This window comes from Ruegeria sp. E1 (genome assembly GCF_056534225.1).
Genome location: NZ_JBQFPE010000013.1, coordinates 1 through 24,659, shown reverse-complemented (window position 1 = coordinate 24,659; position 24,659 = coordinate 1). Strand labels below are relative to the sequence as shown.

The window sequence follows — 24,659 nt, the reverse complement described above, 5'->3', positions numbered from 1 at the left end:
CGGTCGAGGCATGCCTGCCGTATTTGCGCTGCTGGCCATTGTTTTCTTGGTTCTTGCCGCCGTGGTCCTGTGGCCGCAACAGGCTCTGGCCTTTAATCAGGAAGGCGGGTTGTTTGAGACGATCTCGGCCGCTGCACTGGTTTCGGCCGGGCTTGCGGCGCTGTGGCGCTATCCCGGGCTCAGCCGCCTGTATATCGCTTTGGTCTGCCTGCTTTTGGCCGAGCGTGAATTGGAAGCCGATATATACCCCGTCGAAAGCATCCCTTACGGTATACTGAGCGGTCTGGATACGCTGTTGGACTTGACCGCAGTTCGCGTGGTTCTGGCGGTGATCGTGATCGGTGGGGCTATCTGGCATGGTCTTCCAAACGCCTTGCGCGCGCTGAAGCTGCGCGCACCGTTTATTTTGATCTTCATTGGCTCGGGATTGTTGGCGGTCATCGCTCAGCTTTTCGAGGAAGTGTCGGGCATGTCCGGTGTTAACCTGTCTGAAACGATGATGGTACGCCTGTTCGTACTGGAAGAAACGCTCGAGATGTTCTTTTCAATTGGCATTTTGGCCGCCGTTCTGATCGGATGGCCAAAATCCGAGATTGAAGAGACATCGAATGACCCAGAGCTACGACCAAACCTGCGCTGAAATTCGCCTGCCGACGCAGGAACTACGCGACGACCTTCCTTTTTTCACCAAGGTTCTGGGGATGCGGATGGACATGATCTATCCGGCGGATGACCCGCGCGTTGCGGTGTTTTCGGGGCATGGAATAAGACTGCGTATCGAAAAGGACGCGCCAGAACAGCCCGGAACATTGCGTATTCTGACCGACAATTCCGATACATTCGCGGATGGTCAGCGGGTTCTGACGGCCCCCAATGGCACTAGGATCGAAATCGAAGAGCGCGATCCGCCGTTGGTGCTGCCAGATACGGTGCATTCTTTTGTGGTTCGGCGTCTCAAGGATCAGGCACCCTGGATCATCGGGCGGGCCGGGATGCACTATCGTGATCTGGTTCCTGACCGTCTGGGCGGATCGATCATTGCCAGCCATATTCGTATCCCCGACGGTGGGCCGGTGCCCGATATGGTGCATTTTCATAAAGTAGGCTTTCAGCTGATCTTTTGTATCCATGGCTGGGTCGATGTTGTTTACGAAGATCAGGGCGACAAGCTGCGTCTGACGGCAGGTGATTGCTTCATCCAGCCGCCGGAAATTCGCCATCGTGTTCTTGAGGCCTCGGACAATGTGCAAGTCATCGAGATTGGTGTACCTGCCGAGCATGTGACCGAGATTGACCACGAGATGGCTCTGCCCACGCCGCATTACCGTCCGGACCGCGAATGGCAGGGGCAAAGGTTTGTTTACAATCGGGCCAAGGACGCCACATGGCAGCCCTTCCGCCTGCCCGGATATATCTGCCGCGACACGACAATTGCCGAGAACACCAAAGGCGTTGCGGGCGTGCAGGTCGTGCGCCGCGGGCAGGGCGATCCGGTCTGGGCCAGCCACAACACGGACATCCACTTTACCTTTGTGATGAACGGCGAAGTAACCCTTGAGGGCGAGGGGCGCGAGCCTTACCGGTTGGAACAGGGCGATGCGTTTGTCATCCCGCCGGGGATGCTGACCCGGTTGTCTGACCCGTCGGATGATATCGAACTGCTTGAGGTCACGTTGCCCGGCACTTTCGAAACAACATCGAAATAGGCGCGAATCTGTTAGGAAATGGGGGCCGGGGGCTTTAACTCCCCTCGCGCTTTCCATTAGGTTGGTATTTCTGACCAGTTGATCAAAAAACGGGGAATCGCCATGTCGCTCAAAGACGCTGCCTTGTCCGTCCGGGAAAAGGCCTATGCGCCATATTCGAACTTCAAAGTTGGTGCGGCGCTAAGATCGGAATCCGGAGAGGTATTTGCCGGGTGCAACGTCGAAAATGTCGCCTACCCGGAAGGCACCTGTGCCGAGGCTGGCGCAATCGCCGCCATGGTTGCAGCGGGTCAGCAGAAGCTGACCGCGGTTTATGTTGTCGCTTCAAGCCCGCAGCCGGTCCCGCCATGTGGCGGATGCCGACAGAAACTTGCGGAATTTGGCGACCACGACGTCAAGGTCACGCTCGCAACCGTTGATGGTGCGGAATTCCAGACGACAATCGGACAACTGTTGCCCGGCGCATTCGACGCCTCGCATATGGAGGAAAGCTGACCCGATGGACGCACGCTCGATCATTGCAAAGCTACGCCGGAATGAACTGCCCACGCCTGAGGAGTTGAACTGGTTCGCGCAAGGTTTGGCCGATGGTGGCATCAGCGATGCACAGGCCGGGGCGTTTGCGATGGCGGTCTGCATGGGCGGTCTGGGATCACAGGGCCGCGCTGATCTGACAGTGGCCATGCGCGACAGTGGTGAAGTCCTGAGCTGGAACGTGGACGGGCCGGTGATCGACAAGCATTCGACCGGCGGCGTCGGTGACAGCGTCAGTCTGGTGCTGGCCCCGGCATTGGCCGAGTGCGGAGCTTTCGTTCCGATGATCTCGGGCCGGGGGCTGGGACATACGGGTGGAACGCTGGACAAGCTCGAAGCCATTCCGGGGGTCAGCACTCAGATCAGTCAGGATCGTCTGACGCAGGTTCTTATTGAAACCGGCGCGGCCATTGTTGGGGCGACCGGGCAGATCGCACCGGCGGACAAGCGACTCTATGCGGTGCGCGACGTCACAGCCACGGTTGAAAGTCTGGATTTGATCACGGCCTCGATCCTGTCAAAGAAACTCGCCGTCAGCCCGGACGCCTTGGTGTTGGATGTCAAAGTTGGCAGCGGCGCATTCATGAAAACACTGGACGAGGCGCGCAGCCTCGCGGTGGCCTTGACCGAGACCGCGAACGCGGCGGGATGTCGGACCTCGGCCGTGATCACCGATATGTCTCAACCTCTGGCTCCGGCATTGGGCAATGCGCTGGAGGTGGCCGAGGTGATGAAAGTTCTGACAGGTGGCCAACCGTCGCCGCTGGCTGAGATATCGGCTGAATTGGGCAGCGTTCTGATGGTCGATGCGGGGATCTGCAAAACGCTGGACGAAGGCCGCGAAAAGATTGCCGAAGTGATCCGGGATGGTCGCGCGGCAGACAGGTTCGGACGCATGATGGCAGCGGTTGGCGGCCCGGTGCAATTTGTCGAGACATGGGCGCGGTTCTTGCCCGAGGCCAATGTGATTCAAGAGGTTCCCGCGCCGCAGGACGGATATGTCGCGGCGATGAACGGTGAAGCGCTTGGTCTGGCTGTGGTTGCGCTGGGCGGTGGTCGTCAGGTCGAAAGCGATGAGATTGATCCTGCCGTCGGGATATCCGGGATTGTGCGGTTGGGGCAGCGCGTCGCCAAAGGTGAACCCATCGCCGTGGTTCATGCCGCGCGCGAGGATGCAGCACGTAAGGCAGCTTTGGACATTCTGGCCGCCATCTCCATCACGGATGCGCCTGCGCAAATTCCCGACCTTGTCCATGAAAGGATCACCGCATGAGCCGCGCGTTCCTTGTGGTGATGGATTCGGTCGGGATCGGCGGTGCCTGTGATGCGGATCGCTTTTTCAACGGCGAGACGCCTGACACCGGCGCGAATACGGTTGCGCATATCGCGCAGGCGTGTGCCGAAGGCGGGGCTGAGCAGGGACGCTCTGGCCCGTTGCACCTGCCCAATCTGGATGCCTTGGGGTTGGGTGCGGCAACCCGGTTGGCCTCGAGTGCTGAGACACCGGGTCTTGAGGTCGAACCGACAGGGCTATGGGGCTGCGCGCGCGAGCATTCGCCGGGCAAGGACACGCCATCGGGACATTGGGAACTGGCCGGTCTGCCCGTGCCTTGGGATTGGCACTATTTCCCGGATACCACCCCCGCATTTCCCGCTGAACTAAGCCGCGCTGCTGCGCAAGCTGCAGGCGCGGATGGTATTCTGGGTGATTGCCACGCGTCCGGCACCGCGATCATCGCCGAATTGGGTGCAGAACACATGCGGACGGGCCGCCCCATCTGCTATACCTCGGCCGACAGCGTATTCCAGATCGCCGCACATGAAGAAAGCTTTGGCCTCGACCGGTTGCTTGAGATGTGCCGCACCCTTGCCCCGCGTCTGCACGAGATGAAAGTAGGCCGCGTCATTGCCCGGCCCTTTGTCGGATCACCGGACCAAGGGTTCACGCGAACAACCAACCGCAAGGATTTCGCCATCCTGCCCCCTGCGCCGGTTCTGACCAATTGGGCACAGGATGCAGGGCGGCATGTTTATGCGGTGGGCAAGATCGGCGACATCTTCTCGATGCAGGGGATCGATGCGCTGTTCAAGGGGTCGGATGCGGACCTGATGCAGTACCTGTCCGATCTTGTGGACAAGGCTGACGAAGGCAGCCTGACTTTTGCGAATTTTGTCGAGTTCGACAGCCTTTACGGCCATCGCCGCGACATCAGCGGATATGCCCGTGCGCTGGAATGGTTTGACCGCGAGATCGGTCTGATCCTGAAGAAACTTCGCCCCGGCGACCTGATGCTCTTGACAGCAGATCACGGCAATGATCCCAGCTGGGTCGGAACCGATCACACGCGGGAACAGGTGCCGCTATTGATAGCGGGACTTGGTCCGGGTCAGATAGGTCAGGTTGATTTTGCTGATATTGCCGCCAGTATCGCCCAACATCTGAACATACCGGCACAAGGGCCGGGAAGGACTTTTCTATGAGCGTCGCTGATCTGCCCAAAGTCGAATTGCACCTGCACCACGAAGGTGCTGCACCTCCGGCGTTTATTCGTCAACTTGCGCATGAAAAGAAGGTGGATCTCAGCGGGATTTTCAAACCCGATGGCTCTTATGATTTCCGCGACTTCGCGCATTTTCTCAGCGTTTATGAAGCCGCGTGTGAAGTCCTGAAATCGCCCGAGGATTTTCGGCGTCTCACTCTGGCGATCCTTGAAGAAAGCGCTGAAAACGGCGTCGTCTATTCCGAAACCTTCCTAAGCCCCGATTTCTGCGGTGGCGGCGATCTGGCCGCCTGGAAAGATTATCTGAATGCAATTCAGGACGCCGCCGATGAGGCTGAACGTAAGTTCGACATAACGCTTCGGGGTGTCGTTACCTGTGTGCGCCATTTCGGGCCCGAACAGGCCAAGCGCAGCGCCTATTGCGCCGCTGAAACGGCAGGGGATTGGATCACCGGGTTTGGCATGGGGGGCAACGAATCCGTTGGCGGGCAAGCCGATTACAAATGGGCCTTTGATTGCGCCCGTGAGGCGGGTTTGCGTCTGACGACCCATGCGGGGGAATTCGGCGGGCCCGAGAGTGTTCGGGATGCGATCCGGCATCTGGAGGTCGAGCGGATTGGCCATGGCGTCCGCGCGATCGAAGACCCGGATCTGGTGCGCGAGTTGGTGGATCGAGGCGTCACGCTTGAAATTTGTCCCGGTTCCAATGTGGTATTAGGTCTGTTTCCTGAATTTGGGGCACATCCCATCGCTCGATTACGTGATGCGGGGGTGAAGGTTACGGTTTCGACCGACGATCCCCCCTTCTTTCACACGACCATGCGCCGCGAATATGAGATGCTGAGCCAGGCGTTCGGTTGGGATGCCGAAGATTTCGCCGCCCTGAACAAAACCGCGCTGGATGCGGCCTTTTGCGATGAAGAGACCCGCGCGCGGGTGCAAAAAAGACTGGAGAGACCATGAGCGAACACCTGACCGTCGTAGATCACCCGCTGGTACAGCACAAACTGACGCTCATGCGGGACAAGGGCACCTCCACCGCCGTTTTTCGGCAATTGCTGCGCGAAATCACGTTGCTGCTGGCCTATGAAGTCACGCGCGAGATGCCGCTGACCACGCGCCATATCGAAACCCCGATGGAGGAGATGGACGCGCCTATTCTCGCAGGCAAAAAGCTGGCGCTGGTGTCGATCTTGCGGGCCGGGAACGGGATGTTGGACGGCGTGTTGGAACTGATCCCGTCCGCGCGTGTTGGATTTGTCGGATTGTACCGCGACGAAGAAACGCTGAAGCCCGTGCAGTATTATTTCAAAGCGCCAGAAGGGTTGAAGGACCGTCTGGTCATAGCGGTCGATCCGATGCTGGCAACGGGCAACAGCTCGGCCGCCGCGATTGACCTGCTCAAAGAAGCAGGGGCCAGCGATATCCGGTTCTTGTGCCTGCTGGCCGCGCCCGAGGGTGTCGCGCGCATGAAAGAGGCGCATCCGGACGTCAAGATCGTCACCGCTGCGCTGGATCGTGAGCTGAACTCAAAAGGCTATATCATGCCGGGTCTGGGCGATGCCGGGGATCGGATGTTCGGGACCAAGTAAACTTACTGACCGCAAATGTTCTGCAGCTGGACCCAATCGCGGTCCGGCAGCACCTGTTCCAGCGTGCGACCTGCCATCGGGTCAGCCTCGATCAGGCCCAATACGGATTCTCCGGTGATATCCCGAGCATAGGCATAAGGGGTCGAGGGCAGGGCGGCCTGCGCAAATACTGACAACAGATCATCGTCGGAAAGATCGCTGCGCGCCCCGGCCAGAACTTGCTCGGTATAGCTGTCGATGATGGCTGAGGTCAGTTCGCCGGTGGTGAGCAGGCGAAAGGCGGCAGTTGGTCCGGTCCGGTCCAGCATGTCGTCCAATGGATCCTGGACCTGCGCCCGCGCGCGTGCCGCGATGACATAACCGGCGGCAACGGCCGGATCTTCATGGTCTTCAACCAAAGCCCGGTTCAGCAAAACCGTACCTCCCGGCAGCCCCAGACTGTCAGGAACGCCAGCGGGCAGGATTACGATTTGGCGGACACCAGTTCTTTCTGCAAGACTTTCAAGCGAGGCCAGCGCGTCCCGTGACGTACAGGCTTTGCCTGACACTCTTTCAATCCGTTGCAGGATAGCGGAGCCGATTTCCTGCCTTTTGATCTCGGGCACAACGCTGACCACATGGCTTTGCAAGGCGCTGGGCAGCCAGAAGATCAGCACCGCAAGCACTGCCAGCGCCACACAGGCGACCGAGGCCCAACGCAACCGGCCGGGATGCGGGCGTGACCTGTCGATTGCGCGTTGCAGGCGATCGATCGCCTCAAGCATCGTGACTTCGGTCTCTGCCAACTCAAGCGTTTCGTCAGGATCACCGTCGGGGCTGAACACTGCCGGAAACGCGCCCGGGTTCTGACGCACCAGCGCGGCAAGGGACCAATGCGTCAATGCGCGGTCGTTGAAATCCGATACCGTCAGCGTTGCCTCGCCAATCGAAACCACGACCTCGCGCCGTTGTTCGTCGGGCGAGGCGCGCCACAGACCGGTGGCTTCGATCCGCTGGTACTGTTTCAATGCGGTCATTTGGTAATGCTGCTCGGTAGTATTTTGCCCGATCCTAGCATGGCGAAAACCCGCCACGCAAACGGCTTGCAACCGTTCACGCATGATTTCCACACCACCTGAACAGAATCATCCGGAACTGCACCGCTTGTCTGCACACAGTTTCCTGCACGGCATCAAAGCGCAGATCGAGACAGGGGTTGTTCAGGGTTTTGGGGTGGTCTTAACCAAACCGGGCCTCATTTGGGCCCAAATGTGTCAAAACTAAGTCGCCCCACCAACTTCCATGCTAGCACTAAGTGGTTGTTGTGTTTGTGCCAGAAGGGGGTTCGGCGCGTGTTGAAAGTAGTGAGTGTTTCGAGTTTTACAGATCAGCCCGTTCGCGTTCAGCCCAGGGTGGGGGCACGCGTCCAGACTGCACGCAGGGGCGGCTTTGTGCATGGCACAAAGATCGCCACGACCAGCGGTTGGAAAAAGATCGAGCGGATAAAGGTCGGCGATCTTATTCGCACGTTGAACAACGGCTTCAAAGAAGTTCGCAGGATATCCTCGGACCAGATCACGATATCCCCCGATGAATCCCGGCCCGAAAATCTGCCGGTGCAGGTTCCGTCTGGCGCGGGATATAATGGTCGGCCGCTTTGGTTGATGCCGGAACAGGGCGTCGCGCTGGACCAAGGCAAGCTTGATCCGACCAGCAACGGTATCTCGGTGATCCCGGCAAGACTGCTCAGCGGAGCGGGTCGGCTTAGGTCGCGCGCACCGGGGCGCACGTTTGACGTCAGCAGCCTGTATTTTGATCAGGACCAAGTGATCTTTATCGAAGGCGGTTTGCAGGCGTTCTGCTCGTCCGGGCGGATCGGGTTGCGGTCGGTGACAGACCAATACCACTATCCGGTTCTCGACGATAAGGACGCCGCCGAGTGGATTGATAAGATTGCAATAAGTGGCGATCTCTCGGCAATGACAAACCCGCTGGGCGCTTTGCCCGCACCGATTTCGGACGAGCCGATTTTTCCCGTTCGTCCGCCCAAAGGCTATCGGCGTCCCGGGCGCCCGGGTCGCCCGCCCATGCCGACCCTGTTTCTAAAGCCAGAATGGATGATGATCACCCATCAGGAATAATTTCGCAGGTGGGGGCCTGAGAAGCCGGCGCATGTGGGGGCATGCGCCGGCTTTTTTGTTACGCGGCTTTGGCTTCCGGGTTGAAGCGACCATAAAAGCTCTGGCCTTTTTCAGCCATCTCACGCAGCAGTGGCGGGCAGGCAAAACGCTCACCATATGTCTCGGCCAGTTGGTCACAGCGTTCCGCCGCGTAGGGCGTGCCGATGATGTCCAGCCATGACAGCGGACCGCCAGACCACGGCGCAAAGCCCCAGCCCAGGATTGCACCCACGTCGCCTTCGCGGATATCTTCCAGAACACCTTCTTCCATGGCGCGGACCGCTTCCAGAACCTGCGCAAACATCAGGCGTTCCTGTACTTCTATCAAGTCCGGTTGTTGTTCCGCATGGGGGTATTTGTCCTGCAGACCCTTCCAGTATTCGACGCGCTTGCCTTTGTCGTCATAGTCAAAGAACCCGGCATTGGCCTTGCGACCCAGACGCCCCTGTTCCTCCATCCAGAAGATCAGATCATCACCCGGATTTTCTGGATAGGCATTGCCCATCGCAGCCTTGGTCGCCCGAGCGATCTTGGCACCGAGGTCTATCGAGGTCTCATCATTCAGCTGGATCGGCCCGACAGGGAAACCCAACTGTCGCGCGGCATTGTCGATCAACACGGGGCTGACGCCCTCGGTGATCATCCGCAGACCTTCGTTGATATAGGGAATGATACAGCGGTTGGCATAGAAGAAACGCGCATCGTTGACCACGATCGGCGTCTTGCGGATCTGGCGCACATAGTCCAGCGCCTTGGCCACCGCACGATCCCCGGTTTCCTTGCCCTTGATGATCTCGACCAGGAACATCTTCTCAACGGGTGAGAAGAAGTGGATGCCGATGAACTGTTCAGGCCGCACGCTGGCCTTGGCCAGATCGGTGATCGGCAGGGTCGAGGTGTTCGAGGCAAAGATGCAATCTTCGGGGATGATGGCCTCGACCTTTTTGGTCATCTCGGCCTTGACGCCGGGGTCTTCGAACACCGCCTCGATGATCAGGTCGCAGCCCTTCAGATGCTCCAGATCATGGGTGGCAGTGATCTGTGCCAGCAGGGCCTCTTTCTTCTCAGCCGTGGATTTGCCGCGCTTGATGCCCTTGTCCATATAGGTCTCGGAATAAGCCTTGCCCTTGTCGGCCGCTTCTTGATCACGGTCGATCAGAACCACCTCCATCCCGGCCTGTGCCGAGACCAGAGCGATGCCAGCCCCCATCATGCCCGCGCCCAGAACGCCGATCTTCTTGACCCGCTGATCGGGCACATCCTTTGGCCGCACCGCGCCTTTCTCCAGCGCTTCCTTGTTCAGGAACAGCGACCGGATCATCGCAGACGAGGACGGGCTCATCAGAACATTGGTGAACCAGCGGGCCTCGATCCGCAGGGCGGTGTCGAAATCGACCAGCGCGCCTTCGTAGATTGCGCTCAGCAGAGCCTTGGCCGCTGGGAAGGCCCCTTGAGTCTTGCCGTTCACCATGGCGCTGGCGCCGACAAAGGTCATGAAACCAGCGGGATGATATGGCGCACCGCCGGGCATTTTGTAGCCCTTCGCGTCCCATGGCTTGACCAGATCGGCGTCGGTGGCGTTCAGAACCCATTCCTTCGCAGCAGCAACCGGATCATCCGCCACCGCGTCGATCAGCTGCGCGCCTTTGGCCTTCTTCGGGTCCATCATCTTGCCTTCCAGCAGGACAGGGGCCGCGGCCATCGCGCCCACCATACGGCTGTACCGCATGGTGCCGCCGCCGCCGGGGAAGATGCCAACCATGATTTCCGGCAGGCCGATCTTGGATTTCGGATTGGAGGTCATGACGCGGTGATGACAGGCCAGCGCGATCTCGGTCCCGATCCCAGCGCATGTGCCATTGATGGCGCAAGCCACGGGTTTGCCGCCCTTTTTGGTCTTGGGGTCCATGCCCGCCAGTTCCAGTTTGCGCAGGATATGGTGGCCGTTCATCACAAAGTCGAACAGCGCCTGCGCCGGTTCGTCACCAGCTTCCTGACGGATCGTCGCCAGAGTGTTCAGGTCCATGCCACCGGCAAACGAGCCTTCTTTGCCGCTTGCGATAACGATGCCCTTGACCTCCTCATCCTCCAATGCCTGATCGATCAGCGCGCTGACCAGTTCAAATGCCTCTCGGGTGAGGACATTCATGGATTTGCCCTGCGCGTCCCAGGTGATGAAGGCGACGCCGTCCGCGTCTTTGGTCAGAGTGAAATCAGTCATTATCCTCTCCAATCTGGTCAGCCGTCAGCGGGCTGCCATCTTTGCGGGTAAAGGCGAAACCATCGGAGTCGAACTTCACCATCATGTCTATATCGCTGTAATAGCCGGTCTCGGTCGGGGTCCGGGTGCCCACCACTAGGAATGTCGCGGGCGTATCGGTTTTGTTTACAAGGTGGTGGCCATTGGCCTCACCCGCAGGCCATGCAGCGCAGTCACCGGGCAGCATCTGGTGCTCACCATCGTCGTCGATCAAGGTGCATTCGCCACTGAGCATGATGGCGAACTCGTCCTGCTCCATGTGGTAGTGTCGCAGCGAGGACAGGCCGTTTGGCTCCAGCCGCACGATATTGACCCCGAATTGCGTCAGACCGTTCGCGTCGCCCAAGGGTTGCACGTAACGGTCATCGCCAGCGCGTGCCAATTTGCCGGGATAGCCGGACCCGTTGCGAAACGGGATTTTGGAAAGATCAATTTTGGGCATCATACACGCTCAATAATAGTCGCCGCACCCATGCCGGACGCGATGCAGAGGGTTGCGAGGCCGGTTTCCTTGTCCTGACGCTCCAACTCATCCAGCAGGGTGCCGATGATCATTGCGCCGGTCGCGCCCAACGGGTGCCCCATTGCTATGGAACCGCCGTTGACGTTCACCAATTCGGGGTCAACGTCGAACGCCTGCTGGAACCGCAATACGACCGAGGCGAAGGCTTCGTTCACCTCGAACAGGTCCAGATCGCTGATCTTCATGCCATTGTCGGCAAGGATTTTCTCGGTTACCGGAACCGGACCGGTCAGCATGATTGTCGGGTCGGTGCCGATCTTGGCCGTCGCCTTGATGCGCGCACGCGGCTTCAGGCCGTATTTCTCACCGAATTCCTTGTTGCCGATCAGCACAGCCGCGGCCCCATCCACGATGCCCGAACTATTGCCCGCGTGGTGGATGTGGGTGATCCGCTCAAGATGCGGGTATTTCATCATCGCGACCTTGTCGAAACCCGGCATCTGCTCGCCCATCATTGCAAAAGATGGGTTCAACGCGCCCAGCGATTGCATGTCAGTACCGGGGCGCATGTATTCATCGCGGTCTAAAATAGTCAGGCCGTTCTGATCCTTGATTGAGATCACCGATTTCTCGAACCGGTTGTCTTCCCAAGCCGCAGCAGCCCGTTTCTGCGATTCAACCGCCAGCGCGTCTGCATCATCCCGGCTGAACCCATATTCCGTGGCGATGATATCCGCCGAAATCCCCTGCGGCACGAAATAGGTCTCCATCGCCAGTGTCGGGTCGACCGCAATTGCGGCACCGTCGCTGCCCATGGCCACGCGACCCATCATTTCGACACCGCCCGCGATATAGGCCTCGCCTGCGCCGCCCTTGACCTGATTGGCCGCCAAGTTCACGGCCTCCATACCCGAGGCACAGAACCGGTTGATCGCAAGACCGGGGATCGATTCATCCAGATCCGAGGCGAGGACGGCGGAGCGCGCCAGACAGCCGCCTTGCTCCATCACCTGCGTGACGTTGCCCCAGATCACATCCTCAACGGCGTGACCTTCCAGATTGTTCCGCTCTTTCATCGCATTCAGGGTCAGGGCGGACAGGCGCACCGAGGTCACCTCGTGCAGGCTGCCATCCTTGCGACCCTTGCCACGCGGTGTGCGCAGGGCGTCATAGATATAGGCTTCGGTCATGGGGTCTTCTCCTTAAGCTCGATCCGACGGGTTGCCGGGCATCAGGTCATAGGGGTGTTTCCAGCCTGGCTGCTCGCTAAGGCGCGTCAGCCAGGCGTCGATATGGGGCCAGTCGGCGCGATCAAAGCCGAATGGTTCGGGGTAATAGAGGTACCCGCAGCAACTGATATCAGCGTTGGTCACGCCGTCGCCAACGATCCAGTCCCGGCCCTCAAGATGGGCGTTCAGCGTTTGATAGGCGGCCTTAAGGCGCCCCTGATTGAACGCGATCACATCCGGGTTGCGGTGCTGTTCGGGCAGGAAATTGATCAGAAACCGGGTCAGACCCGCCATCGAACTAAGCTTGTGGTTGTCCCACAGGACCCAGCGAAAAATCTCATAGTTCTCATCGCGGTTCTTGCCGCCGAACTTGCCGGATTTCTCGGTTACATAGGCTTGGATGGCACCCGATTGACTGGTTCGAAAATCCCCATCGATCATGACGGGGGCCTCGCCCATCTCATTCACTTCGGCACGGTACTCGGGGGTGCGTGTCACGCCGTTGAAGAAATCGACAAAGACCGGCTCCCACTCCAACCCGGACATCTCAAGCGCCAGCGCTGCTTTGTAGGAATTCCCGCTTTCTCCGAAGCAATGCAGTTTTATGGTCATATGATCGCCCCTCCCGTGGCGTGTGTGGTTAGGTCGGAATTGAGTATTTTTGAAAAGATGAAGTTGTCTTCGTAACGTTCAATTAACGAACTTCTGTCTTGATAGTCTGGCGGTACAGGCTGGAGAGCCGATGACCGCAAAAGGTGAAGACGTCCCTGTCCTGATGGCGAGAGCGCCCGGTGGCAGGGACGCATCGCATCATCATCTTTTCAAAAATACTCCCGCCGGAGGCATCTGCCGTCAAAGCATGTGATGCCGGTTGATTTGAGTTCAGTTTTCAACGCTTGCGTGCCTCCAACTCGGAATTGAAAATGCGCAGGCGGTGGGTCAGGTTCTCCTCGTTGATCACGCTGTTGAAGTTTTCAAACAGGAACGACAGCGCCTCGCCTTCGTCCAGTCCCGCTTCGCGGGCGAATCCGCGAAGCTTGCGATAGCCATCTTCGGTCATGGCGACCGGAAAACGGCGGGTCAGGCGGAAGCGTTTTGGCATTGTTTCTCCTCCGGGGTGGGCTCGGGCGGTCAAACCCAAGCCCACACTGAGATCAGAAATTCGCGGCGTCCAGGGCCATCACCGTGTCCGCGCCTGACTGGATGCGGGCCAGATGCATGGCCGTCGCTGGCAAACGGCGGGCCATGTAGAACCGGCCGGTGTTGATCTTGGTTTTGTAAAATTCGGTATCCGAGGCCCCACCGTCCAGCGCGCCCTGAGCGGCTTTCGCCATCTGTGCCCACATCAGGCCCAGGCAGACATGGCCGAACATGTGCATGAAGTCATAGGAACCCGACAGCGCGTTATTGGGGTTCTTCATGCCTTCCTGCATGAAGTACATGCCTGCGGCCTGCAGATCCTTGGACGCGGCCTTCAGTGGTTCGATGAAGGCCTTGTCATAGGCTTCGTCCTTGCCGCCGTTCTCTTTGCAAAAGGATTTGACCATTTCAAAGAAGGCCATGACGTGCTTGCCGCCATCCTGTGCCAGTTTGCGGCCAACAAGGTCCAGCGCCTGAACGCCGTTTGCGCCTTCGTAGATCATCGCGATACGGGCATCGCGGGTGTATTGCGACATGCCCCATTCCTCGATGTAGCCATGACCACCATAGACCTGCTGTGCCTGAACGGTCATGTCGTAACCTTCATCTGTCAGGAACCCTTTGATGACCGGCGTCAGCAGCGAGATCAGCCCGTCCGCGTCCTTATCACCCGAGCGGTGCGCCTTGTCGATCATGGTCGCTCCCCAGAGGATGAAAGCGCGCGCGCCTTCGGTGAAGCTTTTCTGATCCATCAGGTTGCGGCGAATGTCAGGGTGCACGATCAGCGGATCGGCGGGGCCGTCGGGGTTTTTCACGCCGGTCACGTCGCGACCTTGCAGGCGGTCCTTGGCGTATTCCAAAGCGTTCTGATACGCAGCCTCAGCCTGCGACAGGCCTTGCATACCCACACCCAGACGCGCCTCATTCATCATGGTGAACATGGCGCGCATCCCTTTGTGTTCTTCGCCCAGCAACCAGCCCGTGGCCTCGTCATAGTTCATGACGCAGGTCGAATTGCCGTGGATGCCCATTTTCTCTTCGATCTTGCCGACTGATACGCCGTTGCGTTCACCAAGCGAGCCGTCTTCGTTGACGATGAACTTGGGCACGATGAACAGCGACACGCCCTTAATCCCCTCGGGGCCGCCGGGGATTTTGGCTAGCACCAGATGGATGATATTGTCGGCCATGTCGTGATCGCCGGACGAGATGAAAATCTTTTGGCCCGAGATCTTATAGCTGCCATCGCTCTGTGGCTCTGCTTTCGTCCGCATCAGACCCAGATCGGTGCCGCAATGTGGCTCGGTCAGGTTCATGGTGCCGGTCCATTCGCAGCTGACCATGTTTGGCAGATATTTGTTCTTCTGCGCGTCGGTTCCGTGCGCCAGAATGGCCGACGCCGCGCCGTGGGTCAGGCCCTGGTACATCACAAATGCCTGGTTCGCGGCCGAAAACATCTCGCCCACCGCGGTGCCCATGACATAGGGCATGTTCTGGCCACCATACTCTTCCGGCATGTCGAGGCCAGTCCAGCCGCCTTCCTTCATCTGCTCGAAGGCATCTTTAAACCCGGTCGGGGTGTACACGATCCCGTTCTCCAACCGGCAGCCTTCGGTGTCGCCCACCACGTTCAGCGGGTGCAACACGTTGCTGGCAACCTTACCGGCTTCTTCCAGAACCGCCCCGGTAAACTCGGGTTCCAGTTCGTCGTAGCCGGGAATATCCGACTGCGAGACATTCAGAACGTCGTGCAGGATGAACTGTGTGTCTTTGGTTGGCGCGGTGTAGACGGGCATGTGAAGCTCCCTTAATTCAGATGTCCGGAGGGCAGGGCGAGGTTACTCGGCTGCCTTCTTTTCGTTTTTCATCGAGGCGATAACCTTTTCGCCCCAGCGCAGCTGCTCTTTCAGGTCGTCGATGGCCTGTGTCAGTTCTTCACGGCGCGCTTCCATGTCTTCCAGACGTTCGCACGCGATTTCATAGGTGCGTGAAATCTGAGTCAGCTGCTGGTCGCCTACATGGTAAAGGTCCAGCAGCTGGCGGATTTCTTCGAGGCTGAACCCAAAGCGCTTGCCGCGTAGGATCAGTTTCAGGCGCGCGCGGTCGCTTTTCGTAAACAGCCGCTTCTGGCCCTCACGGATCGGAAACAAAAGCTCTTTGGCCTCGTAGAACCGCAGGGTGCGGGGCGTGACGTCGTAGGTCTCGCACATTTCGCGGATGGTCATCAGATCTTCGGTCATGGTTCAAACTCTCATCACTGGCGTCGTGAGCATGATTTGCGCAGTTGATGGGCCTGTTACAACACGTAGATGACGTTTACGTAATGCGAACGCTACGTCACAACGAAGTTGACGTAACTTCCGTACACGTTAGCAGAGGTTTTGGTAATTTTGTTGCCGTCACGTCAGCGATGTTCCGATCCGGGATCAGCCCAGCGACCTGGCTGTCTGGTCGCGCAATTGCTGCAATGCGTCCATCGCCTCGTCCAGTTGCTGACGCTGCTTGCGCAGTTCTTCCATCTGGCGGTCGGCCATTTCAACAAATGCGGCCATTTGCGCCTCGTTGCCCTGATCTTCATAGATCAGCAGCCACTGACGAATCTCTTCCAGTTGAAACCCGAACTTTCGGCCCCGCATGATCAGCTTCATGCGCGCCCGTTCCCGCGCACCATAGAACCGCGACCGGCCTTCGCGGTCCGGTTTCAACAATTCGATATATTCGTAATAGCGCAGGGTGCGCGGGGTCACGTCGAACTCGGCGCACATCTCTTTGAATGACAAACGGTTGTTGGACATTCCCGGCCTCCTCGGCAGCAACCTAGGGCGTCGTCGCGACAAGCGCAACAGGTGGGCTTGCCCTTGGGCTGGGGTGCGGCTCATAAAGGGCGGGCACAGAACGGGACACGACACCATGGTCGAAAAGACAGTTTTAGCGCGCCAGTTCATCGAGGCGATCCCCCATGCCAAGGCGCTGGGGCTGGATCTGACCCATATCGGCGAGGGCGAGGCCGAAATCTCGATGCCCTACAACGAACAGTTGATTGGCGACCCAAGAACCGGAGTGATCCATGGTGGTGCGGTGTCGGCCATGCTGGATACCTGCTGCGGTGCTGCGGTCATGAGCCACCCGTCAGCCCCCGGAGCAACGGCAACGATTGACCTGCGCATTGACTATATGCGTGCGGCCACACCGGGGCAGCGCATCCGAACGCGCGCGACCTGCTACCACATCACCCGCAATGTCGCCTTTGTTCGCGCGACGGCGACCGATGATGATACCGACCGGCCTGTTGCCACCGCCTCGGGCGCCTTCACGGTCGAGGGTCGCTGAAATGGCGCGCGCTCGTCCCGAACCCATGCAAGTGGTCAAACAACGGCGTGACGCTGCGCTGACGGCATTGGTCGACGGGGTGCCCTATATCCGGTTCCTCGACATCACATTCGACCGGCGAGGGGATGAACTGACCGGCGTCTTGAATTTCGATGAAAAACTGATCGGGAACCCGTTTCTGCCCGCTATCCACGGCGGTGTGACGGCGGCCTTTCTAGAAGTGACCGCGGTTATCACGCTGAGTTGGGAAAGCATGTTTCCAAAAATCGAAAGCGGCGAGATCGACGCCAACGACATCGTGACGGATGAAAGCATCCGGTTTCCCAAGACGATTGACTTCACCGTCGACTATCTGCGCTCAGGCCTGCCGCGTGATGCTTATGCGCGGGCATTCATCAACCGGTCCGGGCGGCGATATGCATCTGTCCGGGTCGAGGCGTGGCAGGACAATCATGCGAAACTATTCGCACAAGGCACCGGCCACTTTCTCATGCCTCAGGATAAGGCGCCCAAAGCCTGATCATGGCAGAGACTGCCGCGCCCATCACCCATCGCCGCGTGTTGAAAATTGCCGCGCCGATTGTCCTGTCTAACGCGACCGTTCCCATTCTTGGGGCCGTTGACACCGGCGTCGTCGGTCAGATCGGACTGGCTGCACCGATTGGAGCGGTGGGCATGGGGGCGGTGATCCTCTCGGCGATCTACTGGATTTTCGGATTTTTGCGGATGGGCACAACCGGTCTTGCAGCGCAGGCGCGCGGGGCAGGGGACATGGCAGAAACCGGAGCCTTGCTGATGCGAGGGCTTTTGCTAGGCGCGGCGGCTGGTCTGGTCTTTGTCGTCACTCAGGTCTGGGTCTTCTGGGGCGCATTTGCGTTGTCCCCCGCAAGCCCCGAGGTCGAGGCACTGACCCGCAGCTATCTTGAGATCAGAATCTGGGGCGCACCCGCAACCATCGCACTTTACGCCGTTACAGGTTGGCTGATCGCGGTTGAGCGCACCAAAGGCGTATTTGTTCTGCAAGTCTGGATGAATGGGCTGAACATTCTGCTGGACCTATGGTTCGTCCTCGGGCTGGGATGGGGCGTCGAAGGGGTCGCAATCGCCACATTGATCGCAGAATGGACCGGTCTGGCTCTGGGCCTTTGGCTGTGTGGTGACGCGTTTGCAGGCAATCAGTGGCGTGATTGGCCGCGTATCTTTGATGGTTCCAAACTACGCCGGATGATGCAGGTCAATGGCGACATCATGGTACGCTCGGTCCTGTTGACGGGCTCGTTCACGACATTCCTGTTTGTGGGCTCTGACCTTGGTGACGTCAATCTTGCCGCCAATCAGGTGTTGCTGCAATTTCTGGAAATCACCGCTTTTGCGCTCGATGGGTTCGCATTTTCCGCCGAAGCTCTGGTTGGCGGCGCTGTCGGGGCACGGGATCGGGCGCGCGTGCACCAAGCCTCGATCATGGCGTCGCAATGGGGTGTTGGCGGTGCAATCCTGTTGGCACTGGTGTTCTTCTTGGCCGGGCCTGTCTTGATCGACCTGATGGCAACCGCGCCTGAAGTCCGCACCGCAGGGCGCGAATTCCTGTTCTGGGCTGCGCTGGCCCCGGTGATTGGCGTGGCCAGTTGGATGTTCGACGGCATCTATATCGGCGCAACCTGGACCCGCGCGATGCGGAACGCGATGATCCAGTCTGTGCTTGTCTATGTCGTTGCCTTGTTCATTCTGGTGCCCGCATTTGGCAACCATGGGCTATGGGCCGCGCTGATGGTTCTGAACATCATGCGCGGTCTGACATTGGGATGGCGCTATCCGCGTCTTGAGGCTCAGATAGCCTAGAGCAACGACAACAGTGCCTCGGGCGGACGTCCGATCGCGGCCTTGTCACCTGAAATCGCGAGCGGTCGTTCGATCAGGATGGGGTTTTCAACCATGGCCGCCATAAGCTCGGCTTCGGGGGTGGTTTTGGTCAGGCCCAGCTCCTTGAAACGTTTTTCACCAGTTCGCATCATTTCGATGGCAGAAAGTCCCAACTTTGACAGCGCATCACCAAGTTCTTGCGCCGTAGGCGCGTCTTCAAGGTATTTCCGTACGCTGATTTCTGCGCCCTGTTCCTCAAGCAACGCCAATCCGGCGCGGGATTTGGAACAGCGCGGGTTATGCCAATATTCGATCACAACCAGTCCTTTCGTTTGCTGCCTACAGCCTGCGCCACCGAGTCAAAGCCATCGCGCGCCAACAGCTCGTCCAGTCCGCTGGCAATTTTTGCAGCCAGAGAGAGGCCGCCGTAGACCATCGCGGTATAGAACTGAACCGCAGAGGCCCCGGCGCAGATTTTGTCGTAGGCCTGCTGCGCATTGCTTATGCCGCCAACGCCGATCAGAGGGATTTGGCCATCAGTCAACTGGCTGAGCTGTGCCAGGACACGCGTTGATTTTTCGAACAACGGAGCCCCCGACAGACCACCGGCCTGTTCCATGTGTGAACTGCGCAAACCGTCGCGTGACAGAGTAGTATTTGTGGCGATCACCGCGTCCACTCCGGTTTCACGAGCGACGTCGGCAATGTCCCGTAGCTCAGCCTCGGTCAGGTCAGGTGCGATTTTCAGAAAGATCGGAATTGGACGGGCCAATGTATCACGCGTTGCAATGACGCCACCCAGCAAAGCCCCAAGCGCCGCTTTGCCCTGCAGATCCCGCAGCTTTTCGGTGTTGGGTGAGGATACGTTGACCGTCGCGAAATCAAGATGCGGGGCGCAATGGGCAAGCACTTTGGCAAAGTCGCCGGGCCGGTCATCGCTGTCTTTATTGGCCCCTAAGTTAAGGCCGATGACCGCGTCTTTTGGGCGATTGGCAAGGCGACGGGCCATGACATCCATCCCGTCGTTGTTGAAGCCGAACCGGTTGATTGCGGCGTTGTCTTCGGTCAATCGAAACAGTCGAGGCTTTGGATTGCCCGGTTGCGGCCGGGGCGTGACTGCGCCAACCTCGATAAACCCGAATCCAGCGCGTGACAGCGGGCCCAACACCTCGCCATTCTTGTCAAAACCTGCGGCCAGCCCCACGGGATTTGGCAGGTCCAAACCGGCGACCTGAGTCCGTAGACGGGGCGAACTTACCGGCCCCGGCATCGGCGCCAGCCCTGCTTTCAACGCTTTGATCGACAGCCCATGCGCTGTCTCTGGATCCAGCCTGTGCAAGGCGGCAAGCCCCAGTTTCTCGGTTAGTTTCATCCGAAAGTATCTCCAGCCTGACTTGGGGCACAACGGATCAGGCGCGAGGTTTCAACCGCAGCCTGCCGATGTATGACAGCGTTCTGATAGACCGGGTCAGTCACCATTTCCAAAAACGCATGGGCAGTTGGATAGCGGGCGATAAACACTTCGTCCCACATTTCATTCGCTGGGCCGATCAACAGCGTTTGAAACGCGCCGCGCCAAAGGATTGATGCACCCAGTCGCGCGATGATTGGCGCGGTTTCGGCACCATACTTCTGGTAGGCTTCAGCTCCTGACAATCCGGCATCGGCCAGTTCGTGACCCGCAGGATAGTCTGCGCGTTCGCGAAATCGCACAAGGTTCAGCATCTCGATCGGATGGTCGCGGTCCAGCGCTTTGAACGTTTCGAACTGCGCGCGTTCGGGATCGACAAAACCCGTCATTGCATCTCCTCGGGGAATACATGCGACTGTCCGTCAAAGGGCAAGGGCCGTGCCCATGTCACATCGGTCATTCGGATCTGGCGGTAGAGATGCGGAAACAATGCGCCGCCGCGCGACACTTCCCATTTTAGATCAACCCCCATCGCGTCAGAGTCACAGGCCAGCAAGGTCAGCCCTTCGACGCCGGCAAAGTGCTTTGCAGCAGTCTCGGCAGCCTGTTCGGCCGTCGAGAAATGTACGAAGCCGTCAGACACATCAATCGGGGCACCATCTGATGCGCCATCGGCCTGAAGCGTGGCCCACTCATCGGCCCGAAAAATCTTGTAGATCAGCATGGTGCGGTGATGCATCGGACGGGCCACGGAATCAAGGCGGATTTCCCCCTTTGACTCTTTGCCGCTGGCGTCGCACGATCTGGGCAATCAATAACAGGGAGTCTTTCGATGTTTACCCGATTTCTGACCTCGGTCGCGGTTCTGGGTCTGACGGCAGGCATGGCCGCTGCCGAATACAAGCTGACCATTTTGCATACCAACGACTTTCATGCGCGTTTTGAGCCGATCAACAAGTATGACAGTGGTTGCGGCGACGAAGACAACGCCGAAGGCAAGTGCTTTGGCGGCTCAGCGCGCCTTGTGACTGCGGTCAACGATGCCCGTGGCCGGGCCGAGAACTCGATCCTCGTGGATGGTGGCGATCAGTTTCAGGGGTCTTTGTTCTACACCTACTACAAGGGCAAGGTCGCGGCCGAGTTCATGAACAAGCTGGGCTATGACGCGATGACCGTGGGCAACCACGAATTTGACGATGGCCCCGAAGTGCTGCGTGGCTTTATCGATTCGGTTGATTTTCCGGTTCTGATGTCGAATGCGAATATTGCCGACGAAGAGCTTTTGACCGACAAAATCAAGAAATCCACGGTGATCGAGGTTGGCGGTGAAAAAATAGGACTGATCGGCCTGACCCCGGAAGATACGCATGATCTGGCGTCGCCTGGTCCAAATATCTCGTTCTCTGATCCGGTACCGGCGGTTCAGGCCGAGGTCGACAGGTTGACCGGCGAAGGTGTCAACAAGATCATCGTTCTCAGCCATTCGGGCTTCGGCGTCGACCAGCGTGTGGCGCAAGAGACGACGGGTGTCGACGTTATCGTTGGCGGGCACTCGAACACCTATCTGTCGAACGTATCAGACAAGGCGGCTGGCCCTTATCCGACAGTGGTAAATGGTGTGCAGATCGTTCAGGCCTATGCCTATGGCAAATTCCTTGGCGAGCTGAACGTGACCTTCGATGACGACGGCAATGTGGTCGAGGCCACGGGTGAGCCGCTGATCATGGACAACACAGTGACCGAGGATCAGGCCGCGTTGGATCGCATCGCGGAGCTGGCGGTGCCACTTGAGGAAATCCGCAACAAGGTTGTGGCCAGCGCAGGGGACTCGATCGAGGGCGATCGTGCTGTCTGCCGTGTGCAGGAATGCCAGATGGGCAATCTGGTGGCCGATGCCATGCTGGACCGGGTCGCGGATCAGGGCGTGCAATTGGCCATTGCCAACTCGGGTGGCCTGCGCGCCTCGATTGATCCGGGCAACGTGACCATGGGCGAGGTGCTGACCGTGCTGCCGTTCCAGAACACCCTGTCGACGTTCGAGATCAGCGGTCAGGGTGTCATCGACGCGCTGGAAAACGGTGTCAGCCAGGTTGAAGAGGTTAAAGGCCGCTTTCCGCAGGTTGCCGGCATGACCTTTACCTGGGACCCATCGGTCGCACCGAACGAAGGCCGCATCGTCGAGGTGCTGGTCGCTAAAGGTGATGGCTTTGAACCGATTGATCCCGCAGCGACCTATCTGGTTGTGACCAACAACTATGTGCGCAATGGCGGTGACGGCTACAAGATGTTCGCGGGCGATGACAAGAACGCCTATGACTTCGGACCCGATCTGGCGGATGTAACGGCCGAGTATCTGGCCGCGAACGCGCCATATCAGCCCTATCTGGATGGGCGCATCAAGCAGAAATAATCTGTGTTTGATCTACCGAGGGGCCGCCTGATCTGGGCGGCCTCTATCTTGTTTCAGGCAGACATGCTGAAATCACGAAGAACCTGACCTGAATTGACCGATGTGCGCTGGCCGTTTTTCATAGCCAGTTGCCCGTTCACCAATACATGCGCAATGCCCGAGGCGTATCGGCGCGGATGTTTCGCTGTGGCGTTGCTGGCGATATTGGCTTGATCGAACACGCAGATATCCGCCTGCTGTCCCTTTCGCAAATAGCCGCGATTTCCCAGCCCCAGCCGATTGGCGGGGATCGACGTCAGCTTGGCGATACCCTGTTCCAGCGTCAGCGCGCTGCGATCCCGCACGTAGTACTGCAGGAACCGCGCCGCCCAGCCGTAACCTGATAGCGAACCGATATGGTCCTTCAGGATACCCTCGTTCGCGATCGCCACAGTATCTGAAATCACCGCGCATTCCGGTTGCTCAAGACACAGTTCCACATCCGAGTTGCGGAAGGACTTGGAGGACCACATACAGGCCATCAGGTTCTCACCTTCCTCCAGCAGGATATCCAGTACCGCGTCATAGGGATGACAGTTGCGCATCCGTCCGATCTCGGCAAAGTCGGCGCCGACGATGTCCTTGTTGACGGTGGCGTTCAGCAGGATGATGTCCGACCATTTCTCAGCTTTGACGATCAACCACATGGGCTGTGGATTGGCTTTGATCTTTTCACGGGCTTCGGGATCGGCCAGCCGTTTCAGCACATCATCGACTGACCCGGCTTGTGCCCATTTCGGCAAGATCGCGGCCATCAGAGTATGGTTCCAGTCATGCGGGATGACGTCAAAGGCGATATCGACATCATGTTTGCGCGCCAGGTCGATCATCTCAAGCGTATGGTTCATCGCATAATCCGGCGCGCCGAATTTGGGCTGAATATGACTGATCTGCAGCTTTGCGCCGGATTGCCGTGCGGTCGCGATGGCCTCGGCAAAGCCCAGATCATAATGCGTGTCGCGGTTGCGCACATGGGTGGCGTAGAGGCGTTTGTACTTGGCCGCGACCTCGCACATCGGCACCAGATGTTCGGGCGCGGCGAGGCTGCCGGGGAAGTATTCCAGACCCGAGGAAAAGCCACCCGCGCCTTCATCCATGCACTGATCGACCAGACGTGCCATTTCGGCAACCTCCTCGACCTCACCCGGATGCAGCTGATCGCCCAGCACCGCGCGATGCACGGTGCCGTGGCCGACAAAGGCCATCACGTTCACGCCCAGATCTGTGGCGTCCAGCACGTCCAGATAGTCACCGAAGCCCAGCCATGTGTCATGCTTTGCCTGATCTGTGTACCATGGCGCGACACGGCAGATGTCACCGGGACTGTTGACCGGCGCACAGCTGATGCCGCATTGGCCGATCACCTCGGTCGTCACGCCCTGATGCACTTGACTTTCGGCGCGTCCATCCGCGATCAGGGTGAAATCGGAATGGGTGTGCATGTCGATGAACCCGGGCGCGACTACCAGACCTGAGACGTCGATCTCTTGCGCGGCCTTCTGCACCGGTAGCTCTCCGGCAGGAACCACTGCGGTGATCTGTTCACCTGTGACCGCCACGTCGCCGACAAAGCCATCTTGTCCCGTGCCATCGACGATGGTGCCGCCTTTCAGAACAAGATCGAACATGGGGGCCTCCTATTTCGCTTCTCCGTACAGCCAGTCGGGCAGGAAGGTGGTGAGGTCGGGGAAGAATATCAGGATCACCATGCCGATGATATAGGCGAGAATGAAGGGCAGGACAGCGACGGATATGCGTTCGATGGATATCCCGGATATCCGCGCCGCGACTGTCAGGTTCGCGCCCAAAGGCGGTGTAAGGAACCCGATCTCGCAGGTGATAACGGTGAAGATGCCGAACATCACCGGATCAACACCCAGAGAGCTGACCAGCGGCAGGAACACGGCGGTGAACAGGACGATCTGGGCCAACGACTGTCTGACGTCAGCACCAATGGGACAGTTTAGGTCGATTTGATAAGAGAGGGTTTCTGGCTCATCGTAACCGCCAAGGAGTGGAGATGAG

The 24,659-nt window shown here is 58.7% G+C and carries 27 protein-coding genes; 12 read left to right on the top strand and 15 right to left on the bottom strand.

Annotated elements, in window-relative coordinates; translation table 11 throughout:
* Positions 1–10: 10 nt before the first annotated feature.
* The 7 genes from ACR0FG_RS16140 to upp all read left to right on the top strand — a co-directional run bounded on the left by ACR0FG_RS16140 (position 11) and on the right by upp (position 6,333).
* Positions 11–640, top strand: a complete 630-nt coding sequence (locus tag ACR0FG_RS16140) for a hypothetical protein (RefSeq protein WP_480894050.1) — start codon at positions 11–13, stop codon at positions 638–640.
* Positions 609–1,706, top strand: coding sequence for a cupin domain-containing protein (locus tag ACR0FG_RS16135; RefSeq protein ID WP_480894049.1), 1,098 nt, complete (start codon positions 609–611; stop codon positions 1,704–1,706). Before ACR0FG_RS16140 ends, ACR0FG_RS16135 begins: the two co-directional genes overlap by 32 nt.
* 102 nt (positions 1,707–1,808) lie before the next feature.
* Positions 1,809–2,201, top strand: coding sequence for a cytidine deaminase (locus ACR0FG_RS16130; protein ID WP_480894048.1), 393 nt, complete (start codon positions 1,809–1,811; stop codon positions 2,199–2,201).
* Between the two features lie 4 nt (positions 2,202–2,205).
* A complete protein-coding gene (locus ACR0FG_RS16125) occupies positions 2,206–3,513 on the top strand; it encodes a thymidine phosphorylase (RefSeq protein WP_480894047.1) in 1,308 nt (435 codons plus the stop codon).
* Positions 3,510–4,721: a phosphopentomutase gene (locus ACR0FG_RS16120; protein ID WP_480894046.1), complete on the top strand. Its 1,212-nt coding sequence runs from the start codon at positions 3,510–3,512 to the stop codon at positions 4,719–4,721. The genes ACR0FG_RS16125 and ACR0FG_RS16120 overlap by 4 nt, the downstream gene beginning before the upstream one ends.
* The gene (locus tag ACR0FG_RS16115) at positions 4,718–5,704 is read left to right on the top strand and encodes an adenosine deaminase (protein WP_480894045.1); all 987 of its coding nucleotides are present in this window, start codon (positions 4,718–4,720) and stop codon (positions 5,702–5,704) included. The genes ACR0FG_RS16120 and ACR0FG_RS16115 overlap by 4 nt, the downstream gene beginning before the upstream one ends.
* Positions 5,701–6,333: a uracil phosphoribosyltransferase gene (gene upp / locus ACR0FG_RS16110; RefSeq protein ID WP_480894044.1), complete on the top strand. Its 633-nt coding sequence runs from the start codon at positions 5,701–5,703 to the stop codon at positions 6,331–6,333. Before ACR0FG_RS16115 ends, upp begins: the two co-directional genes overlap by 4 nt.
* Positions 6,334–6,335: 2 nt before the next feature.
* Here the strand turns inward: upp and ACR0FG_RS16105 are convergent, their stop codons facing one another.
* Positions 6,336–7,349: a hypothetical protein gene (locus ACR0FG_RS16105; protein WP_480894043.1), complete on the bottom strand. Its 1,014-nt coding sequence runs from the start codon at positions 7,347–7,349 to the stop codon at positions 6,336–6,338.
* A 414-nt stretch (positions 7,350–7,763) separates the two neighbouring features.
* On the opposite strand from ACR0FG_RS16105, the gene ACR0FG_RS16100 reads away from it, so the two are divergent.
* On the top strand, positions 7,764–8,453 hold the full coding sequence (locus ACR0FG_RS16100; protein ID WP_480894042.1) for a Hint domain-containing protein: 690 nt from the start codon (positions 7,764–7,766) through the stop codon (positions 8,451–8,453).
* A gap of 58 nt (positions 8,454–8,511) precedes the next feature.
* Here ACR0FG_RS16100 and ACR0FG_RS16095 read toward each other — a convergent pair whose 3' ends face one another.
* The 8 genes from ACR0FG_RS16095 to ACR0FG_RS16060 all read right to left on the bottom strand — a co-directional run bounded on the left by ACR0FG_RS16095 (position 8,512) and on the right by ACR0FG_RS16060 (position 16,379).
* Entirely contained in the window at positions 8,512–10,713 is a 2,202-nt protein-coding gene (locus tag ACR0FG_RS16095) for a 3-hydroxyacyl-CoA dehydrogenase NAD-binding domain-containing protein (protein WP_480894041.1), read from the bottom strand.
* On the bottom strand, positions 10,706–11,194 hold the full coding sequence (locus tag ACR0FG_RS16090; RefSeq protein ID WP_480894040.1) for a cupin domain-containing protein: 489 nt from the start codon (positions 11,192–11,194) through the stop codon (positions 10,706–10,708). The genes ACR0FG_RS16095 and ACR0FG_RS16090 overlap by 8 nt, the downstream gene beginning before the upstream one ends.
* Positions 11,194–12,405, bottom strand: a complete 1,212-nt coding sequence (locus ACR0FG_RS16085) for an acetyl-CoA C-acetyltransferase (RefSeq protein WP_480894039.1) — start codon at positions 12,403–12,405, stop codon at positions 11,194–11,196. The genes ACR0FG_RS16090 and ACR0FG_RS16085 overlap by 1 nt, the downstream gene beginning before the upstream one ends.
* 12 nt (positions 12,406–12,417) lie before the next feature.
* On the bottom strand, positions 12,418–13,056 hold the full coding sequence (locus ACR0FG_RS16080) for a glutathione S-transferase (protein ID WP_170713489.1): 639 nt from the start codon (positions 13,054–13,056) through the stop codon (positions 12,418–12,420).
* A 277-nt stretch (positions 13,057–13,333) separates the two neighbouring features.
* Entirely contained in the window at positions 13,334–13,546 is a 213-nt protein-coding gene (locus tag ACR0FG_RS16075) for a hypothetical protein (protein ID WP_170495439.1), read from the bottom strand.
* A 52-nt stretch (positions 13,547–13,598) separates the two neighbouring features.
* Positions 13,599–15,380 (bottom strand): acyl-CoA dehydrogenase C-terminal domain-containing protein, encoded by a 1,782-nt coding sequence (locus tag ACR0FG_RS16070; protein ID WP_480894038.1) that lies wholly within the window; start codon positions 15,378–15,380, stop codon positions 13,599–13,601.
* 42 nt (positions 15,381–15,422) lie between these two features.
* Positions 15,423–15,824 (bottom strand): MerR family transcriptional regulator, encoded by a 402-nt coding sequence (locus tag ACR0FG_RS16065; protein WP_170713493.1) that lies wholly within the window; start codon positions 15,822–15,824, stop codon positions 15,423–15,425.
* 186 nt (positions 15,825–16,010) lie between these two features.
* Entirely contained in the window at positions 16,011–16,379 is a 369-nt protein-coding gene (locus ACR0FG_RS16060) for a MerR family transcriptional regulator (protein WP_480894037.1), read from the bottom strand.
* Between the two features lie 115 nt (positions 16,380–16,494).
* Here ACR0FG_RS16060 and ACR0FG_RS16055 point away from each other — a divergent pair, with 115 nt between their 5' ends.
* From ACR0FG_RS16055 to ACR0FG_RS16045, 3 genes are read left to right on the top strand one after another with little or no spacing between them, the layout of a single operon-like run.
* Complete coding sequence (locus ACR0FG_RS16055) at positions 16,495–16,914, top strand: PaaI family thioesterase (protein WP_480894036.1); 420 nt, start codon at positions 16,495–16,497, stop codon at positions 16,912–16,914.
* Between the two features lies 1 nt (position 16,915).
* Positions 16,916–17,434, top strand: coding sequence for a PaaI family thioesterase (locus tag ACR0FG_RS16050; RefSeq protein WP_480894035.1), 519 nt, complete (start codon positions 16,916–16,918; stop codon positions 17,432–17,434).
* Positions 17,435–17,436: 2 nt separating this feature from the next.
* Entirely contained in the window at positions 17,437–18,753 is a 1,317-nt protein-coding gene (locus tag ACR0FG_RS16045) for an MATE family efflux transporter (protein ID WP_480894034.1), read from the top strand.
* Here the strand turns inward: ACR0FG_RS16045 and arsC are convergent.
* The 4 genes from arsC to ACR0FG_RS16025 are packed head-to-tail and all read right to left on the bottom strand — an operon-like array spanning position 18,750 to position 20,909.
* The gene (gene arsC, locus ACR0FG_RS16040; protein WP_480894033.1) at positions 18,750–19,091 is read right to left on the bottom strand and encodes an arsenate reductase (glutaredoxin); all 342 of its coding nucleotides are present in this window, start codon (positions 19,089–19,091) and stop codon (positions 18,750–18,752) included. The two genes, ACR0FG_RS16045 and arsC, sit on opposite strands and share 4 nt — an antisense overlap.
* Complete coding sequence (locus tag ACR0FG_RS16035) at positions 19,088–20,146, bottom strand: quinone-dependent dihydroorotate dehydrogenase (RefSeq protein WP_480894032.1); 1,059 nt, start codon at positions 20,144–20,146, stop codon at positions 19,088–19,090. The genes arsC and ACR0FG_RS16035 overlap by 4 nt, the downstream gene beginning before the upstream one ends.
* Positions 20,143–20,574, bottom strand: a complete 432-nt coding sequence (locus ACR0FG_RS16030; RefSeq protein WP_480894031.1) for a DUF1330 domain-containing protein — start codon at positions 20,572–20,574, stop codon at positions 20,143–20,145. The genes ACR0FG_RS16035 and ACR0FG_RS16030 overlap by 4 nt, the downstream gene beginning before the upstream one ends.
* Positions 20,571–20,909 (bottom strand): DUF952 domain-containing protein, encoded by a 339-nt coding sequence (locus tag ACR0FG_RS16025; protein WP_170713510.1) that lies wholly within the window; start codon positions 20,907–20,909, stop codon positions 20,571–20,573. The genes ACR0FG_RS16030 and ACR0FG_RS16025 overlap by 4 nt, the downstream gene beginning before the upstream one ends.
* A 108-nt stretch (positions 20,910–21,017) precedes the next feature.
* Between ACR0FG_RS16025 and ACR0FG_RS16020 the strand changes: the two genes are divergently transcribed.
* Complete coding sequence (locus tag ACR0FG_RS16020; protein ID WP_480894030.1) at positions 21,018–22,595, top strand: bifunctional metallophosphatase/5'-nucleotidase; 1,578 nt, start codon at positions 21,018–21,020, stop codon at positions 22,593–22,595.
* A gap of 53 nt (positions 22,596–22,648) precedes the next feature.
* Here ACR0FG_RS16020 and ACR0FG_RS16015 read toward each other — a convergent pair whose 3' ends face one another.
* Both ACR0FG_RS16015 and ACR0FG_RS16010 read right to left on the bottom strand, forming a co-directional pair.
* Entirely contained in the window at positions 22,649–24,262 is a 1,614-nt protein-coding gene (locus ACR0FG_RS16015; protein ID WP_480894029.1) for an N-acyl-D-amino-acid deacylase family protein, read from the bottom strand.
* A 9-nt stretch (positions 24,263–24,271) separates the two neighbouring features.
* A partial coding sequence (locus tag ACR0FG_RS16010) for a TRAP transporter large permease subunit (RefSeq protein ID WP_480894028.1) occupies positions 24,272–24,659 on the bottom strand: 388 nt, incomplete at its 5' end.